The sequence below is a fragment of the Mycobacterium lepromatosis genome (assembly GCF_000975265.2).
GTDB lineage: Bacteria > Actinomycetota > Actinomycetes > Mycobacteriales > Mycobacteriaceae > Mycobacterium > Mycobacterium lepromatosis.
Map to the genome: position 1 here is coordinate 2,449,553 of NZ_CP083405.1, position 17,195 is coordinate 2,466,747.

Annotated in this window: 15 protein-coding genes and 6 pseudogenes; 6 read left to right on the top strand and 15 right to left on the bottom strand. The window is 58.3% G+C overall.

Annotated features, from left to right (window positions below; all coding sequences use genetic code 11):
• The first annotated feature begins 90 nt into the window (after window positions 1-90).
• Window positions 91-174, top strand: coding sequence for an NAD(P)-binding domain-containing protein (locus tag MLPF_RS17845; RefSeq protein WP_420329645.1), 84 nt, complete (start codon window positions 91-93; stop codon window positions 172-174).
• A gap of 348 nt (window positions 175-522) precedes the next feature.
• Window positions 523-711: a hypothetical protein gene (locus MLPF_RS11790; RefSeq protein ID WP_156147248.1), complete on the top strand. Its 189-nt coding sequence runs from the start codon at window positions 523-525 to the stop codon at window positions 709-711.
• Between the two features lie 228 nt (window positions 712-939).
• Here MLPF_RS11790 and MLPF_RS17850 read toward each other — a convergent pair.
• The 3 genes and pseudogenes from MLPF_RS17850 to MLPF_RS15905 form a co-directional block, all read right to left on the bottom strand.
• Window positions 940-1,697 (bottom strand): annotated as a pseudogene (locus MLPF_RS17850) (SDR family oxidoreductase).
• 97 nt (window positions 1,698-1,794) lie between these two features.
• Window positions 1,795-2,677, bottom strand: a pseudogene (locus tag MLPF_RS11805) (enoyl-CoA hydratase).
• Between the two features lie 999 nt (window positions 2,678-3,676).
• Window positions 3,677-3,799: a hypothetical protein gene (locus MLPF_RS15905; RefSeq protein WP_272946132.1), complete on the bottom strand. Its 123-nt coding sequence runs from the start codon at window positions 3,797-3,799 to the stop codon at window positions 3,677-3,679.
• Between the two features lie 540 nt (window positions 3,800-4,339).
• On the opposite strand from MLPF_RS15905, the gene MLPF_RS11810 reads away from it, so the two are divergent.
• The 4 genes and pseudogenes from MLPF_RS11810 (at window position 4,340) to MLPF_RS11820 (ending at window position 6,990) form a co-directional block, all read left to right on the top strand.
• Complete coding sequence (locus MLPF_RS11810; RefSeq protein ID WP_156147250.1) at window positions 4,340-4,504, top strand: hypothetical protein; 165 nt, start codon at window positions 4,340-4,342, stop codon at window positions 4,502-4,504.
• A complete protein-coding gene (locus MLPF_RS11815; protein ID WP_045843698.1) occupies window positions 4,505-6,001 on the top strand; it encodes an alpha,alpha-trehalose-phosphate synthase (UDP-forming) in 1,497 nt (498 codons plus the stop codon). It abuts the gene before it with no gap.
• 79 nt (window positions 6,002-6,080) lie between these two features.
• Window positions 6,081-6,681 (top strand): annotated as a pseudogene (locus MLPF_RS17855) (hypothetical protein); the annotation flags it as partial.
• 78 nt (window positions 6,682-6,759) lie between these two features.
• Entirely contained in the window at window positions 6,760-6,990 is a 231-nt protein-coding gene (locus tag MLPF_RS11820; RefSeq protein WP_237817205.1) for a hypothetical protein, read from the top strand.
• On the opposite strand, the gene MLPF_RS11825 is transcribed toward MLPF_RS11820, so the two are convergent.
• The 12 genes and pseudogenes from MLPF_RS11825 to MLPF_RS11880 all read right to left on the bottom strand — a co-directional run bounded on the left by MLPF_RS11825 (window position 6,987) and on the right by MLPF_RS11880 (window position 17,181).
• Window positions 6,987-7,157, bottom strand: coding sequence for a hypothetical protein (locus MLPF_RS11825; protein WP_237817104.1), 171 nt, complete (start codon window positions 7,155-7,157; stop codon window positions 6,987-6,989). The two genes, MLPF_RS11820 and MLPF_RS11825, sit on opposite strands and share 4 nt — an antisense overlap.
• A 1,244-nt stretch (window positions 7,158-8,401) precedes the next feature.
• Window positions 8,402-9,484, bottom strand: a complete 1,083-nt coding sequence (menE, locus tag MLPF_RS11830; protein WP_237756030.1) for an o-succinylbenzoate--CoA ligase — start codon at window positions 9,482-9,484, stop codon at window positions 8,402-8,404.
• A gap of 68 nt (window positions 9,485-9,552) precedes the next feature.
• Entirely contained in the window at window positions 9,553-9,855 is a 303-nt protein-coding gene (locus MLPF_RS11835; protein ID WP_045843700.1) for a DUF3349 domain-containing protein, read from the bottom strand.
• Window positions 9,856-9,884: 29 nt separating this feature from the next.
• A complete protein-coding gene (locus MLPF_RS11840; protein WP_045843701.1) occupies window positions 9,885-10,172 on the bottom strand; it encodes a hypothetical protein in 288 nt (95 codons plus the stop codon).
• Window positions 10,169-11,410: an inorganic phosphate transporter gene (locus tag MLPF_RS11845; RefSeq protein ID WP_045843702.1), complete on the bottom strand. Its 1,242-nt coding sequence runs from the start codon at window positions 11,408-11,410 to the stop codon at window positions 10,169-10,171. The genes MLPF_RS11840 and MLPF_RS11845 overlap by 4 nt, the downstream gene beginning before the upstream one ends.
• A 118-nt stretch (window positions 11,411-11,528) precedes the next feature.
• Window positions 11,529-11,924, bottom strand: a complete 396-nt coding sequence (locus MLPF_RS11850) for a VOC family protein (protein WP_045843703.1) — start codon at window positions 11,922-11,924, stop codon at window positions 11,529-11,531.
• A 428-nt stretch (window positions 11,925-12,352) separates the two neighbouring features.
• Window positions 12,353-12,580 (bottom strand): hypothetical protein, encoded by a 228-nt coding sequence (locus MLPF_RS11855; protein WP_162196975.1) that lies wholly within the window; start codon window positions 12,578-12,580, stop codon window positions 12,353-12,355.
• 61 nt (window positions 12,581-12,641) lie between these two features.
• A pseudogene (locus MLPF_RS11860) lies at window positions 12,642-13,456 on the bottom strand (SDR family NAD(P)-dependent oxidoreductase); the annotation flags it as partial.
• A gap of 73 nt (window positions 13,457-13,529) precedes the next feature.
• Window positions 13,530-14,432, bottom strand: coding sequence for a 1,4-dihydroxy-2-naphthoyl-CoA synthase (locus MLPF_RS11865; protein WP_045843704.1), 903 nt, complete (start codon window positions 14,430-14,432; stop codon window positions 13,530-13,532).
• Window positions 14,433-14,568: 136 nt separating this feature from the next.
• The gene (locus MLPF_RS11870; RefSeq protein ID WP_237756026.1) at window positions 14,569-14,760 is read right to left on the bottom strand and encodes a hypothetical protein; all 192 of its coding nucleotides are present in this window, start codon (window positions 14,758-14,760) and stop codon (window positions 14,569-14,571) included.
• Between the two features lie 356 nt (window positions 14,761-15,116).
• Window positions 15,117-15,489 (bottom strand): annotated as a pseudogene (locus tag MLPF_RS11875) (deazaflavin-dependent nitroreductase).
• 71 nt (window positions 15,490-15,560) lie between these two features.
• Window positions 15,561-17,181 (bottom strand): annotated as a pseudogene (locus MLPF_RS11880) (AMP-binding protein).
• Window positions 17,182-17,195 lie beyond the last annotated feature (14 nt).

Here is a 17,195-nt window from a genome sequence, read left to right on the forward strand (position 1 = left end):
TTCGTATAGCACATCTTTCACCAAGCCTCGGAAGAACCCGGCAGGGTGGATGACATAGATAATCAGATTCATCGACCTGGGGGCAGTGGCATGGCTGCCAACCGGTTGAAAGCGGGTCACCAGATCACCGTCTACAACCGTTCACCCGACAAAGCGGAATCCCTAGTTCAGTAAAGTGCGACGGCGGCACGTAGCCGAAGCCAACACTGGTACACCTTGCCTTCTCAAATGATCTCCGACTACCGGGCGTCGAGGATATGGCGTTTGGCCAAGACGGCATTGTGGACTTCGCTAGCCCCTGGAGCCACCCCATCTCGTCTCGTCGAGCACCATCAACGTCGCGCTATCGAAGCCGCCTGACGGCTGCGCACGCTTAAGCCAGTCAGCAGTATGCCGCTGCACCGGTGTTCAACAGAACCGAAAGCCTCCTCTAAGGGAAACTTCTCGTCATCGCCACGGACGCTCCGTAGTCTCTAGAGCGGCTGCTCGATAGTATCGACCAGCGGGGAGCAGCGGACCTTCGTGGTATCCGACCAACCGCATGCCTTCACCTTAGTGAAGTTGAGCAGCAACTTCTCGCTTGCGTCGGCCATTGAGGCAGTCAGCGAAGCCGTCGCACTGGTCGCCACAGCGGAAGTCGACAAGCTGCAGTTGACTTCCTCGCCTCAACGTTGTTCGCCGCGCCGGCATATCAGACCTACGGCGGGCTAATCTCGCCACAGGAATTCGAGCCGGCCGGATTCGTAGCGGAACTCAGCCTCAAAGACCGGAGGCCGGTGCGCACAACCACATCAGAACTGCAGATGCCGCTCCCCCGTCACCAATCTGCTGCACGGCCACCGGATTAACCTGGCGACAGACAACAACAACAAACACCTGGAGTAGTCTGCCGTCACTACTTTAACCGACCACGACGCTGGCACAACATCCACCCTAAACTCACACCACCCCACATAGACCGTCGGCACCGAACACGAGTTCCAACATCGCAGAGAAGTTGAGACCGCGCCGCAACATCTGCCCCGCCGACGTTGATGACTTGCCCGGTGATTCAACTGGCCACATCGCTGAGCAAAACATTACCAGGTTGGCGACGTCATCGACCTCACCCACCCGTGGCAGCGGCGTGCAGATTCGGTAATCCGCGTTCCGCCCCGGCGGATCCGTCACGGGCCACCACTAGATTAAATCCATGCCGGTCAAGCCTGGGGAATGTCATTGACCACTCACCCGCGATGAACCGAGCTGATCTGCAGCCAAAATCAACACGTGATCAACGGGCGACTTGGTGACCCCGTAGGCGCCAAACCAACGATGGGTGTTGCTGGCAGCGATCGACCAGGTTCCGGCGAATAAACCAGCACCACCACACACAAGCGTGCTTAAGCATGTACCTGGCCCCGTTGACGTCTAGACCGACGGTACGTCGCCACGCCTGCGGAGTCAATCCGGCTAGATCGGCCGAATAGTCTTTCGAGCCGGCCCGCACAATGCACCACACCGTGCAGCCGACCGTGCCACACCGTCCCGGCGGCCACCACACAGGCGGCTTCGTCCTCACCGGTTCTGTCGGCGGACTCACAGCGAACCGAGCCGCCGTGGGCTTCGAGTACTTGTGTGCTGTTGACAGCCGTCAACAGCCGGTCAGCGTTGCGCCCGACGATCGTGACGGCGTCCCCGGCCGAGCCGGTAAACATGTATGCTCGGTATTCGAAAAAAGCTGCACCCGAGTCTCCCTTACACCCAAACTAAAAGCAGGTTCTAACAATAGAACCATGTGGCTACCCGTCGCTGCTACGGCGTAGCGTGGCACGCCACTTGCGCCGGCTTCGCGGTGCGTCACTCTCCAAATCAGGCAACAAGCCCACCTAAGTACCGGTTCTCGTTGTGGGCTGCCCACTGGGCGTGCCCGAGCTCGTGCACGTGTAAAGCATACCGCAGCGCCTAGGTGAATCTCATCGCATCGAAGGCAGCGTGACCGAGTCCTTGATCAGAAGCGTCGCTATCGTGGGCCGTTCGGCGATACGAAGGGCGAACTCGAGCGGTCTTGGCCTCCAGCTCATCGAGCGGGCAACTCGGACACCATGCCTAGCCGATAGGCCTCGTCAGTATCTAACGCATCGCCTATCAACAAGAGCTCTTTGACCTTACGCGGACCAAATTCCCAAGGAGTGAGCGTAATATTCGACACACGTCATACTCATGCGCACCGCAACCACATCACTGACCTTTGGGTTGTCGGCAGCAAAAACCAGATCTCATGCCCAGATCAGTATCAAGCCTGCCGATATCGCATCGCCCTGCACCTGGACGATGGTAATTTTACGCAGATAAAGCCAGCGACAAGTGTTTTAGAATAAGTAGTGCCCCTCCCGCAGATAAGTCCTCTCTGCGATCGCATCGCGGGTGGCGTCGTGTGAACGGAAGGTCGCATTGTTGCATCGGTCCGGGCTTGCGTTCCAGTAACGCCACGTCTGAGCCCAAGTCATGACCAGCGGACAAGTTCCTGCCGCGCGCCGCCAAAATCACCACACGAACAGCGTCGTCAGCCTCGGTGCGGCAACACGCCTCATCAGGCTGAACCAACAAGGTGCGGTCCTGCGCGTTGTGAGCGCCGGGCCGGTTGAACCAGATCCGCGCGATGCGGCTCGCCGTCGAGAGTCTCATAAGCCACCAGCTCTTTTGTTGGCTTGGTCGGAGACTGTCATTCGGCCTACCTAGCTTGTCAGGCTTGCTGCGTACCCGATTAGGCCCTTTGCACATTAACAGCCAACACCCAGGCGTTCGCCGCCAGGTTGATTCGGTGTCAGCAGCTGCAAATCTGCACCATGCCAACGGTTCCTCCAGGACCGAACAGCCCGACCGTGCGCCCTGACCTATTCACCTGTCGGTTCCGACGGCACACCACTACGGTTGATCCAGTGGCCGCTGCCAGAAGAGCCGAAACAGCCTTCAGTAAGGCCATTAGTGTGGGCCAGTTCTGCGTTCTGTTGCTTCGACCGGTCAAGTTGAGGAGAACTGTTCGGACGCCACACCCGAACCGTCGTTGTCAATATCGCTCCTGAGCAGTCGCTCGTACACACTCTCAGGGATGGTGTTATCGAGCGTGTCGGTCACCACCCGAATCACCATCCGTTCCATAGTCATAACCGGCCGTGAACCGAGGTGACTGTCCGCCTCGCCTCATGATACGACGTACTCGTTGACCCCACTTTTGCGACCCAAGCTGATTATGGTCCGCGCATCTTGTGGTCTGCCACCCCTACGCCAACGCTGAAGGCCACTGCCTGCTGTTAGCCCAACCGCGGGTCAAACTCCGATTCACGCTGGCGAAACTCAGATTACTCCTGGGCCAGTTCAGCTTCCTACCGAGCTAGCTCAGCTTTTTGCTGCGCAAACTGCGCTTCGGGCTGGGCACACTACGCTTCCCGATGGCGAAACTGAGCTAACTGCCGAGTAAGCAGGGCTCCCCGCTGAGTGAGTTGAGTTTCCAGATGGGACAGCTGCGCTTCGTTGTGCTGGTAAGAATTTTCTGCTAGCCGACTTAGTCTTTAGTCTTCATGATTACACACGGCGATTTCTCCCTCGGGCAGCACGACTTCTCGCCTGCGGAGCCCCCGTCCCGGTTGCGCAGCTCAGTGTTCCGATTGCGGGGCTCCACGTCTTCCTCGATATGTCAAGTCCGCTCCTGCTCAACCAGGTCGATGAAGACATCGATTTCTTGCTCGCTGTAACCGCGCCTGCCAATACACGACCTTGAGAAGGCGAGGTTGTAGGCATTGACTGGAGTGAGGGTCATCGTTTCTCCATCCCGGAGCCTTGAGCGCCATTAGGCCAGTCTCCATGCGGCTTAGGATAGTATTTTCCCGTAGCACTGCTGTTTGTTCGCCACTGGCTAACAAACAGCAGCTCAAACGGACAACTGTACAGCCGGCTATGGGAAGTGCGCCAGACGATCCATTGTCCGCACTTGGACACCGCGTTTTCTATCTCAACACCGGTCAAAACACCTGCCGTCAGCGGTGCAGCAGTCGTCCACCCCGATCAATGGCCACCCTGAATTGCACGCCCTCAACAGACGGCGTCACGGATGTCTCGAACGTTCACTAGTAGATCGATCTCGATCACGTCCTGACCGTGTCGACATCGACGGCCTGCCCAGAAGCTCGGCAGTCTGTGCCGTACACTCAGCCAGGCGTGACTTGCCTGGCTTGAGTCGGCATCGACACCAGCCGGTCTCCGGTTGTCCGCCTCCTCCCCTGGCCACTGACCTACCGTATAGACGCGAAAAATCATGCGAAAGCTGCGACGCAATACGAGTTGCCCTTACAGTGAAGTAATGCCTACAAAATCTGACCCTGGTGAAATCGACGACGTTGAGCCACTGGCCTACAGCACTGCAAGCCAGGCTAGGCGCGTCGTCGCCGCGTATGCCAACGACGCGGACGAGTGCCGGACTTTTCTATCGATGCTCGGCATTGGGCCAGCGAGACACGAGACGTAAATGACTCCGGGGGGTAACCACGGCTCGAAGACTTCAAGTGAAAAACACCTCGGGGATTCCGACTTCGTAGTGGTCGCCAATCGCCTGCCAGTCGATCAGGTGCAGCTTCCCCATGGCACTGCGATCTGGAAGCGCAGTCCAGGCGGGTTGGTCACGGCGCTAGAGCCGCTGCTACGTCAACGGCGCGGAGCCTGGGTCGGCTGGCCGGGCGTAATCGATGACAACGTGGACCTCAACTTGACCATCCAACCAATCATCCAGGATGAGCTGACACTTTATCCGGTACAGCTAAGCACACATGATGTCGCCGAGTATTACGAAGGGTTCTCGAACGCCACATTGTGGCCGCTGTACCACGACGTCATCGTAAAGCCTATTTACCAACGCGAATGGTGGGAACGCTACGTCGATGTCAACCGGCGCTTCGCCGAAACAACGTCCCGCACAGCCGCCTACGGTGGGACCGTATGGGTGCAAGACTACCAACTACAATTGGTACCGAAAATGCTGCGCACAATGCGGCCCGACCTTACCATCGGTTTCTTCTTGCACATCCCGTTCCCGCCGGTGGAGCTGTTCATGCAAATACCATGGCGCAACGAGATCGTTGAGGGTCTGCTTGGGGCCGACCTAGTGGGATTCCATCTGACAAGCGGTGCGCAGAATTTCCTGTTCCTGTCTCGACATCTGCTTGGCGCCAACACGTCGCGCGGATTGATTGGTGTGCGATCACGATTCGGTGAGGCACAATTGAAGTCCCACACAGTCCAAGTGGGCGCGTTTCCCATCTCGATCGACTCCAGAGAAATCGACCAAGCCACCCGCGACCGCAACGTCCGGCGCCGCGCCCGCGAAATCCGGTCCGAGTTAGGTAACCCCCGCAAGATCCTGCTCGGCGTTGACCGACTCGACTACACCAAGGGCATCGATGTTCGGTTGAGGGCCTTCGCTGAACTGCTCGCCGAGGGTCGGGCGAAGCGCGACGACACCGTTCTAGTCCAGCTGGCGACACCGAGCCGCGAACGGGTAGAGAGCTATCAGATTTTGCGCAACGACATCGAACGCCAAGTTGGCCGCATCAACGGCGAATACGGCGAAGTCGGTCATCCTGTGGTGCACTACCTGCACCGTCCGGTTCCCCGCGACGAGCTCATCGCGTTCTATGTGGCAAGTGATGTCATGTTGGTCACCCCGCTGCGGGACGGGATGAACCTGGTGGCCAAAGAATACGTCGCGTGCCGCAACGACCTTGGCGGTGCGCTAGTTCTCAGCGAATTCACCGGAGCCGCAGCGGAACTCCGGCAGGCCTATCTGGTCAATCCACACGACCTAGAAGGGGTCAAGGACACGATCGAGGCGGCGCTCAACCAGCTGGACGAAGAAGCACGGCGCCGGATGCGGTCGCTGCGACGCCAAGTGCTTTCCCATGACGTCGATCGCTGGGCGCGATCATTTCTCGACGCGCTCGCCGAGGCGTCTGCGCGTGACACGACGTAAGTTGCACCTCATATGTCACGTCCCAACCGTGGTGTTGTCACCAAAACGTTAACGCTGTAGATACTCAATTGCAGCGCGAATAGGGGCTCACCGTGTACACATCCGTCGCGGGTTGGCCGCTGGCGCTGCCATCCTCGCGACCGCTGCACTCGGGATTGCATTGCAATCAGCCGATCCCGATCATGCCCGTTGGCCCACAACCTACAACTTCAACCGAGCCGGCGTCTCCGCGGTTACCTGGACCATAACCACATTGTGTGAACAGCCATCCGAAATCCGAAACCAAGCCGATCATTCCAACCCTGTCACTCAGACGTTCCAATGTGCTCTGAATGTGGTGAGTCAGACACCTGAGCAAGATCACCCGTGCCGACCGACTGAAGAACTTCAACGCCAGGACTCGGTTGGCTAGCGTGTTTTGGATTTTCCAGTCGAGGCAGCCCGACGGCATATCGTCGTCCGACCGACGGCACCGCACCGTCCACCGAAACGCATTAGTTCGATGACGTCACTGTCGACTAGTACGCACACAACTTTAATTATATGTATAATATGGCGCCGTCTGCGCCCTACAGCCAGAGATTAAAACAAGCAATTGTTCTCGCTGAAGCTAGGTGGAAACACCCCAATACAACCGAACATTATCAGTTTTATATTGCAACAACATTACCATGTGTTATTTGAGCCGAGTTAGGCACAGTCAAGCGATGTGTTGTCGGCACGAATGCGATAGCGCTTTCCCAATTCAGCCAGTCTAGGTGGGCTGCTTGCAAAGGTCGCCGAGTAGTTGGTGTTGGTCACCGGCCGCGACATCGAAGCTGGCGATGCTGGGGGTGCGTCTGGTGTGGCGGGTGGCCGGGGATCAGTTGCGCTTTTCTGGTGATGTGTTAGCCCGCCACGCGCACAAGTCACCAGATCACGCCGTGGATGGCTTTTATCTTCCTTCCGCGGTCGATCCCCACAAAAAGTCAAGTACTGCCCTAGGCTAGAGCACCGCCGTACGCGTCATCACCGGCTGCGAGGTCATCGACGAACTGTGAAACCAACACGGCACCAACACAGCCGGGGGCACACCGGCTGGCCGAGGGCCGGTGAACAAACAGACACCCCACAGCCATAGCATGCACCCGAAAGCGCCCCCAACACCCAGCGCCAACAAGATCTAGGCTAGCCCACCAAACTCCCGACCGTATCGGCCAGCGATGGCACACCAGAACACTACTTCACCTGCCACCTATGAAACCGACCAACAATTCCTGCCACAAACACCAACACCCCCGGCCACCACACAACAACGTGAGATCGCAGATCCCGGGAACCGCTGAACTCGCTGACGGATAGTGGCCAGATTGAACACCAGGCTGATTCCCGCTACACTATCCCCGATTGCTCACACCGCGCACGCTAGATTGGCTTACACCTGGATACTGGAACGGCGGGTTCTTATCAATCCCCTGCTAAAAACGCTCTTGCATAAGGCTGTAGCTGTAAAACCAGTAGAATACCGCCACGGCAAAAGCGACTGCTACCGCCACTGGCGGCCAGCGCCGCCAAGCCGAGTGCCCGCAGAGCCGCCCTGAAGTTAGCTTGCACGTGGGGAGGGCCAACCCAGTAATGCCAATGCCGGAAGCCTCATCAACATCAGGTTGTCATTGAGGGAACCTCCCCCAGCCGAGCATAAGACCCGCACCGACTGCAGCTAGCACGAGGAAATTCCGCTGTACAGTGGACAGCCAATGCCGACAGCGCGGCATCCTATGTTGCGACCTCGGCAAAGTACCCGTCCGCGGAGACTGCGACCCAGATCGTCGTGGGCTCTACCACGACGAGCGAAGCTGCCCATCCGCGCCGTATGCGGGTAGGCTAGCGCGCGAACGGCGATTATCACGGCCGCCGCGCTTGCTCTGGCCATCGCGGGCCCAATCACTATAAGCGCACATTGGGGGGCAGCTTTTGTCTGCGATGTCTCCACACCCGGCGAATGTCCGGACACATGTGTGGTCCAGAACGTTGGGTCGGAAGTCGAGGATGCGACTGGCGAACGTGCGCAGCGTTGCTAGGAGGTCGGTGACGCCGGGCACTTCCCACAGATACTCATCCCTGGTGGTCAAACTGTCGGCGAAGCCTTGCTACCAGCTGTCGATCATGACCCAGCTAAAAGACCCACCGGCAGGCGGTAACCCAGGTGCCCGGCGTCAGCACTCGCCACAAAAATGGACGTCCCAATAGCCAGAGATCGGTACGACGCCGTCGTGCATGGCAAACTGCTCCAGCCGGGTGTCTCGCCACGAATGGATACCGTAATTCAAACGCGGCAATATGAACGCGGCCGCCGGAACCAACCGCGGCTGCAACAGACAATGCCTCCCGGCGACCTATCTTTAGAATCTAATAAGTCTATTAAACGGACTTGGCGAACCAACGCACTAACGCCGTGCGATCGACCTTTTCGATGCCACGTCGTGGTAGTGCATCGACGATATGTAGCTCGCGCGGTGCGGCTGTGGCGTCCAGTCTGCGGGTGATATGTGCCCGCAGCATGTCCAACGTTGGCGGTGCGTAACCGTCAGTCAGTACCACCGCGGCTACTACCCGTTGACCTAGCCGGTCATCGGCAAGCCCGAACACCGCACAGTCGCTGACTGCGGGGTGGGTGCACAGCGCAGCTTCGACGGGTCCTGGCAGTACAGTCAGCCCACCCGTGCTGATCGCGTCGTCGGCACGACCCAGCACAGTTAGCACGCCCGCGCCATCGACAGTGCCGAGGTCATCGGTTTGGAACCAACCCGGTTCGGCGAACGGGTCGGGCACGATTGGATTGCGATAGCCCTTGGCCAACGTCGCACCACCGATCGCTACGTGGCCATCGACCAGTACGCGTGTGCACACACCATCCAGTGGGACGCCATCGTAAACACAACCTCCCGCAGTCTCGCTCATCCCGTAGGTGCTGACCACCACGATGCCGGCAGATGTTGCGGCGTCCAGGATCGGCTGGGGAGCTGGTCCGCCACCAACAAGGACGGCATCCAATTCGGCAAGCACGGCCGTGGCCGTCGAGTCGGTGAGCGCCTTGGCTAGCTGGGTAGCGACCAGTGACGTGTACCGTCGACCGGGACTCAATCGACCCACCGCGTTTGGCAGTTCGGCTAGTTCAAACCCGGCAGAGATGTCCAACTCGATGGGTACCGAACCGGCCAGCACGCTACGCACCAGCACCTGAAGTCCAGCGATGTGATACGGCGGCAAAGCCAGCAGCCAGCTGCCCGGACCACCAAGACGGTCGTGGGTGGCCGACGCGCTGGCAGTCAAGGCGGCGGCGGTAAGCAAGGCGCCCTTGGGCACACCTGTTGTTCCCGACGTGGTGGCCACCAAGGCCACATCGTCGTCGATCTCTTCGCCCACGCGCAAAGCACGCAGTGCGGCGGTGGATTCATGCTGGGCCGGCACCACGATCATTGCGGGATCACGGCCATCCAGGATTCGTTCCAGCGTGGGCAGCAGCAATGGAGCTGCAGAGCCCGACGTGACGCTAAGCGAGCGCAGGACGGCTATGTGGGCTCTCCGTTGTTCCGTGCGTCATAGAGCGGCCAGCCCTTGGCGGCCAACCGTGTCCGTACCCGTTCGATGTCCTGGGGCAACGGCAGTTCGTCGGTGAGGTGGCTGATCATCACACCGATATCGATCTTGTCAAACTCACCGCGCCGTATTAGCTCTCCGGCGACGAATTTCACCTCGTCGTTGGTCAATCGGCGGGCTAGTAGCGCAAGCACTGCGAAGGTATCGGTCGCTGGGATGCCTTCCGGATATCCCGCGCGCAGCCACGAGACGATTGAAGTAAGGAATCGGTTCACTTTGCTGCAATTCTGCGCAGTTGGTCCAATTAGGGCTTAATTCCCAGGAACAGGTAATGGGCGTGATGCGTGATGAAGTCCCTGGCGATGTATAGCACCCCGAGGATGACCACCATAAGAACCAGCGCGTGGATCACCCAAGCGAGTGTAACGAGGATCGGCTTACGGAGTGGGGTGGCGTCGTTGGTGCTGACGTCTCCAGCGTCGTTGGCTTGCAGACGGATCCCGAGCGCGAACAGCCCCGGCAGTGCCGCACCGGACAGCAGGCTGAAGAGAAGGATCTTGAAGGTGGCCTCGTAGTTGAACCAAGCGCTCATGAGGCGTTCCTTACGCCAACCGTGTGGTGACTGGAGCGGTAGTGAGGTAGGGGAGCACTTAATTCGGGGCCCACATCAGGTGGCTTGTGGTTGTCCGAACCGTCGAGTCCAGCGGTCAAGCTGCCTTCCCAGTTTTCGTTGACGTTCTTGTGGTCGACCTTGACCTTGCGCGACCGGATGTAGATAGCGACAGAGGCCGCGATCAACAGCGAAAATCCTATGATCACGCCGGGATAACCACCGATGAGATGCACGATCCAGTAGGTGACTGCTCCTACCGAACCAGCCAACGGAAGCGTAACCAGCCACGCGGTGGCCATCCGACCAGCCACGCCCCACCGGACCTCGCCGCCGGGTTTGCCCAACCCGCTGCCCAGCACCGAACCAGTGCAGACTTGGGTCGTGGACAGCGCGTAGCCAAAGTGTGCGGACAACAGAATGACCGCGGCCGAGGACGATTCGGCGGCCATTCCTTGCGGTGGCTTGATCTCCACCATCCCTTTGCCCAAAGTGCGGATGATTCGCCACCCGCCCAGGTAGGTACCCGCGGCCATGGCTATAGCGCAACACACGACGACCCACAGCGGCGGCGTGGATGCGGTCTTGCTCACTGCCCCGTAGGACATCAGCGCCAGGAAGATCACGCCCATCGTCTTCTGTGCGTCGTTGGTCCCGTGTGCAAGTGAAACGAGCGACGCCGAGCCGATCTGGCCGCGCCGAAACCTCGTCTCGGTGCTCATAGCCGGAACACCCCGGGGGATCGCGTAGACCAACCAGGTGGCTACTGCCCCAACAACGATGGCCAGCAACACGGCAATAATAGCCGGGATTATCACCTTGGATATGACACCGCTCCAGATCACCCCGTGACCGCCGACAGCAGCGATCCTGGCGCCAACGATACCGCCGATCAGCGCGTGTGAAGAACTCGACGGGATACCGAGAAGCCAAGTCAGCAAATTCCAGACGATACCGCCGACCAGGCCGGCGAACACCAGTTCCAGCGTTACCAGATTCGCCTCGATCAGATCCTTGGCAATCGTGGCCGCGACGGCGGTAGACAAGAACGCGCCGATCAAGTTCAGGACGGCAGAGAGGAACACCGCCACCTTTGGTGCGAGCGCACCACTAGCGATCGAGGTCGCCATGGCGTTTCCGGTGTCGTGAAAACCGTTGGTGAAGTCGAAGGCTAGTGCCGTGATCACGACAATGATCAAGAGGAACAAATTGATGTTCACAGCGCCTGATTCTCGTGGTCTGGGCAATGCGTTGTCGAATTAGCTGTTGCATGAATCGCCGGTAAGCTACGACCCATCGTCAGATGTTACCGTGCAATTAATCCGGTGTCTGGAGCGTTCACCCCTTGGTGTCCCGGCGTAGCGGATGATCAGCAGGAACCTCTACAAAGATCAAGGCAATCTCGTCCGGGTCGGTCACATGCATCTCGTGTAAGCCCCACGGTTCCCGACGCGGTTCGCGGGTGATGGAGACCCCGCGGCCTTCCAGGTCGGCTTGGGTGGCGGCAATGTCGCGGACCTGCAGCCACAGCGCACCGGGAAAGGGCCCCCGAGAGTAGTCTGGTGCCTCCTGAATGACATAACCGGCTAGTTCGAGCAACGACTGTCCGGCGAAAAAAACTGTGCCCATACAATATTCGCGGGCAATCGCCAACCCGATCTGATCCCGGTAGAAACTCAGCGACCGTTGATAGTCTGCCGGTCGGAGCAGCATCCTGCTGGCCAGGATCTCCATGGCCTTTGTGTTTACCACGTCTTGACGATAGTCATTTAGTCGCGCACCTGTTTCACGGGGGGAGCCACGCTGGGCCCAGTGAGGTCGTCGCATGCGACTGCTCTGCCGGCCATGGCGAGCAGCAGCGACAACAGTGAGCCCTCGACCTTCTCGCCCGCTTCGTGCTGTAGTCGTGGTCGGTGGCTTAGAAAGCAAGTCTAGCGATCCGGCTTTTCGAACCGATGAAAGTGTTCGAACCCTTGCATGAAGTTGATCACCTGTCGCATTGTGCCCGGCGTGTAGGTGTGCGGGATGCCCAGCTGGCGAAGGACATTGGCGCCGTTTAATACCCCCTCGCCAAACCAAGAGGCTGTGGATCCCAGCGGTGCTGAGGTGGAATTCTGCAGGCCACGGAATTCGTTCTAGGGTGGCAGCCGGACTCGGTGCCGCTATAGCTTGGCGATCTGACCAGTGGTGAACTTGTCAAAACTGAACTTGGCTTTGGCCATGCCCAGTGGTCGGGTGGCTGGATTCAGTGAGGCAATGGCCGATAGGTACGCAACGATGTTGTGGCACCGTCCAAGCCGGTGCACAGTGATGGCGTGTGCCATCGGGACTGCGTCATATTGACGAGGGCGTCGCGCTCGGTCGTAATCTATGCCCCAGAGGACCGACACGACCAACTCCGCAGATGAGTGAGAGGAGTCGAGCTGGGTGGAGCCTTGTTGTATTGAGTGTCCGTTGCATGAGTACATTGACCCAGCGGGGAGCGACGGTGTCTAACGCCCTCGCCACAATCGCGACCCGTGGTGCGATATGCACCGGTCGGGCGCGGACAGCTGTCACAATCCACTCGGTAGCTTCATGCGGCGTTATCGCGGGACCTGCCGCCAGGCTTTCGTCGATGCGATCATCATAGTGGCCACCGACGAACAATACAACGCCGTCGAATACACACCTTAGCGGCCTCACCCGGTCTCAGCGATCTGACTCACCGCTGACAGCGCATACTCGAGCTCATTATACACCGAGAACAGCGGCACTGCAACAACAATAAGCCCGATGTTGTTACGTTGTACGTTGATAGTGTGCCCGTCACTGCGCTCAAGCATCCCGGGTGCAAACCCGTGCATCAACCACAGCGGGGCTTAGTAGTTGAGCGCCATAGCCCGCTCAACATTGCGCCAGCATTCTAGCGACTTGGCCAGAGGTCGTCGGATGGACCGACTAACGTTGTTAATCAGGATATCGACGCCGCCAAGGCGCATTTGGACATCAGCGATCAGCGTGTCCAATGCATCCATGTCCGAGATATCACACGAGATCGACAGTGCCATGCCACCCGCTGTCGTTATCCGGTCTGCAACTGCGTCAAGTAAATCCTGGCGGCGGGCAACCGTTACCACGTTGGCGCCGTTCCGCGCGAGCTTTTCGGCGGCGACTTCGCCGATACCCGAAGAGGCTCCAGTCAACAGGATCCGCTTACCTTTGATTTCAACGGTTTTGATCGCAAGTCGGTTCAACAGTAGTTGCGGCGAAACCGGCGGCAGCATGCCGGCCAACGTGATCTGTTCGGTGAACCAGCGCAGCGGATTTTGTTCATACGTGCAGAGTTTTAAGCGGCGCTCAAAAATAGCGCGGGAACGAACTCCAATCCGGGGCACGCTTCTGCAGGAACGCATCGCGGCCCTCGATGGCTTCATCGGTCATATATGCCAGCCGGGTAGCTTCACCCGCGAACAGCTGTTGACCCACCAGACCATCATCAAGCAAATTAAACGCGAACTTCAGCATTCTTTGCGCTTGAGGTGATTTGGCGTTGATCTCCGCCGCCCATTCCAGACCCACCGTCTCCAGGTTTGCGTGCTCAACGACGGCGTTTACCGCGCCCATCTGATGCATCTGCTCAGCAGTGTAGGGGCGGCCGAGTAGGAAGATCTCGCGGGCGAACTTCTGGCCAACCTGACGGGCCAAATAAGCACTGCCGTAGCCACCGTCAAAGCTGCCGACGTCGGCATCGGTCTGTTTGAAACGGGCATGTTCGCGGCTGGCCAAAGTGAGATCGCAGATCACGTGTAGACTATGCCCGCCGCCAGCCGCCCACCCGTTGACCAGGCAAATAACCACCTTAGGCATGAACCGGATTAATCGCTGTACTTCAAGAATGTGTAGCCTGCCTGCGCGTGTAACGTCAACCGTGTCCGCGGTGTCACCACTTGCGTACTGATAGCCGGAGCGCCCGCGAATACGCTGGTCACCACCGGAGCAAAATGCCCAGACACCGTCGCGCGGGCTAGGCCCGTTGCCGGTTAGCAATACCACTCCCACTTCGGGCGACATCCGGGCATGGTCGAGGACGCGGTAGAGCTCGTCGACGGTGTGCGGCCGGAACGCATTGCGTACCTCGGGACGGTTGAACGCCACCCGCACCGTAGCGCCGTTGACATAGCGGTGATAGGTAATGTCGGTCAAATCGTCGAAACCGTCGATAAGTCGCCACGATTTGACATCAAAAGGATTGTCACTCAAGGTTCTTGTACTCCGTCCGGATTGGTGGTTAAATAGCCAAGGTTGATTGTCTGTGTTGATGCCATCATGGAATCATGTGCCAAAGTGGCTGTTACAGTATCGGATCGGCCGATAAAAGCCAGGGTTCCGGTCAGGTCTATTCGGTGCGGCGCACCGTCCACTGGTCAGGATTCTCCAAAGCTTGAAGACCGACCAGCGGGCGGCCTCCACCAAGATCGCGATAGTTCACTCCAGTACTGTGGTATCGCACATTCTGTAGATAGAACAGGAATGGCGCGGCCTGCGTGTCAACAACTGTTTGCAGCTGGTAGTCAGCAAACGTATACATTCCTGCGCCACGCCCGTCGCCTATGATCTGGCGACCGCTGTCATTCTGAGCGGAGATTACCAAGGGTGCACATCGGTATTGGTCTAGCTAAAGAAATCTGCACGTCGGTATTCGCTCAGCGCGCTATAGTTGCGTCAACGATTCGGTTGTCGCCGCCAGCACCACAAAAGGCCTGATCCATAGCGTGTTCGAGCCGGACGTCGCCATCGATAGCGCCGATCTGGCGGATGGCAGCGCCAGCAGAGGTAAGCGTGCCGCACGGTACGGGGTCTTAGGCGGAGAAAGACCGCGCCGCGGACAGACCCCGCCACGCTGTTACTAACAGCGATACCACTAGCAGCACCTGCCACATGTGATTAATTTGGGGACCGCGCCGAGCCGAAACGGACCACCGGACAAATTCCGGCCAACGCTTCGAACTCCTCGGAGCGTCCTCCATTGACCAGCCTGAACTGCTTCATGAAACCCACACCGGTGGGTACCTCGCTGGGGCTAAACCCGCAACAGCGGTCTGGCTTTCTCGGCGTCTAGCTCCACCATCCGGTGGCGTCATATATACCTCCGGTTCATAATGCCTTAGCTTGCCGTCCAACGTCATCGGCGTGACCGGTGTCGACCGGAAAGAACCGGATTCGTGACTCGGCACGGTCAACACCAACCGGGATTTCACCGCTGAAGCTTAAGCCAAGCCGCGATATTCCGATGAAAAACTTTGTTGGTCGGCTTCAGCCACTACGGCGGCTTGACCCCCTCACCTTATTATCATTTCTGTCACAATCGCCAGGTACACCTGCAGAGCCTTAGCAGACAGCCCAACCAGCTCCTTGCCAGAACTGTGCGCGCACCACCTTTTTGTCCGGTTTGTCCAGCACCATCAACGGCATAGAGTTAAAAACCACCGCCCGCTCGAGCGATTGCACCGCGCATTTTTGTTCCTTGACAGCGTCCTGAATCTAGGTGGTCATGGCAGTGATTGCGGCGTCATCGCGGGACGAAGCAGGGCGCAACATAACCACCGCGGTGACGACCGTGCCCCACTTTCCGTCCGCGCGCAATGCGAGCGCTTCGTCGACGGTGGCCACACCCAGCTCGGCCGCCGAATGCTCAGCGAAGAAATCTTTTTCCCAATGGAACACATTGAAGTCTCCAGTGACGATCATGTCCTTGACCTGCTCCACAATGTAGAAGAACCTGTCCTCGTTTTCACAAGCCATATCGCCGGTGTTTAGCTGGCGGTTGCTAAAACGTCTCGGCTGTCTCCCGCAGAAGATTCCAGTAACCGCCGGCCAAGCATTACGCTGAAATAGATTTCGCCCTACTCCCCTGTAGAAACGCTTTACCGTCCTCGCTCAGCAGTACGACGCGCATGAACAGCGTCTAGCATCCGCATGGAGTCAGCTGCTTCTCGTCGTGACCACCCTTGGCCAGACCGGTGATCACCATCGGCTCCTCGAACTGCACTTAGCACTGGACCAAAATCGGAACGAACCGCCGTATTGCTTGCGTCCCGCAACACCGGGGTTGACCATCTAAGCAGCGTACTAGACAGTCTAGATTTACGATAGATGCTGGGAGCGTGAATCCCGTTGTTCTATAAAGGATTATGTCATTAACGACACTAGTATATTCTCCTTAATGTGTTGCTCATGGCTGCTTTTCAGAACTTCGTCCGGCTCGAACTTGACTAGAACGATCATCTCACCCCCCTTGATGGGGGTAGGCGTGAATAATGCTATGCCGGCGTAGAACAGCGGTGTACACATCAAGAACCGCGGGTTTTCTGGCCATTACTATTCGACGAGTTGGATTGCCGTCATAGTAGCGATCGACTGTGCGGTGCTCATCACTCCCTTGGGTTTGCCAATGGTGCCTCCGGTGTAGATGACGCCGATGAGATGACCTGGTCCGGCGACAGGTACGCGGCTACCCAGTGGCTGCGGCACGAACTTGGCAACCTGGGCCCAGAGGTCGAGCCACATCTTTGTGCTTTTCGGGCATAAGCCCGATTTCGGGATCTACTTGAACAAATTCACCCGCTGCAGCAGCCCCAAAGCCCATTCGACAAACATTAGGTTGGGGTCGATGATCAGTGAGCTGACGCCGGCGTCGGAAAGCACGTAAGCGTGATCGTCCAGCGAGCAGAGCTGGTGTAATGCCGTTCGCCGATAGCCCCGAATCTGGCTGGCACCGATGGTAATCAGCATTTCGACACGGTTGCGTGACCGTAGCCTGACTGCCACGCCGATGCCAGCCCCCAGCCCCTCGAATGCTTGCGGGTATTGGCTGACCCGGTTGACCCACTAACCAACGGTAAGCGTGATGTCGCCGACTAACAGCACGGGCTTGTTCTTGTGGCGCTTCAGCGCACCTTACCAGTAAATGGCGATGTAGGTTGGGTTGCGTAATAGTTTCGTCACCCATGTGGTACAGCTAGA

Bases quoted from the DNA above. Each gene is read 5' to 3' on its own strand.
- MLPF_RS17845 (WP_420329645.1), top strand. From the start codon at position 91: ATGGCTGCCAACCGGTTGAAAGCGGGTCACCAGATCACCGTCTACAAC.
- MLPF_RS11870 (WP_237756026.1), bottom strand. From the start codon at position 14,760: ATGTATACGTTTGCTGACTACCAGCTGCAAACAGTTGTTGACACGCAG.
- MLPF_RS11815 (WP_045843698.1), top strand. From the start codon at position 4,505: ATGACTCCGGGGGGTAACCACGGCTCGAAGACTTCAAGTGAAAAACAC.
- MLPF_RS11850 (WP_045843703.1), bottom strand. From the start codon at position 11,924: ATGGAGATCCTGGCCAGCAGGATGCTGCTCCGACCGGCAGACTATCAA.
- MLPF_RS11810 (WP_156147250.1), top strand. From the start codon at position 4,340: ATGCCTACAAAATCTGACCCTGGTGAAATCGACGACGTTGAGCCACTG.
- MLPF_RS11840 (WP_045843701.1), bottom strand. From the start codon at position 10,172: ATGAGCGCTTGGTTCAACTACGAGGCCACCTTCAAGATCCTTCTCTTC.
- MLPF_RS15905 (WP_272946132.1), bottom strand. From the start codon at position 3,799: ATGACCCTCACTCCAGTCAATGCCTACAACCTCGCCTTCTCAAGGTCG.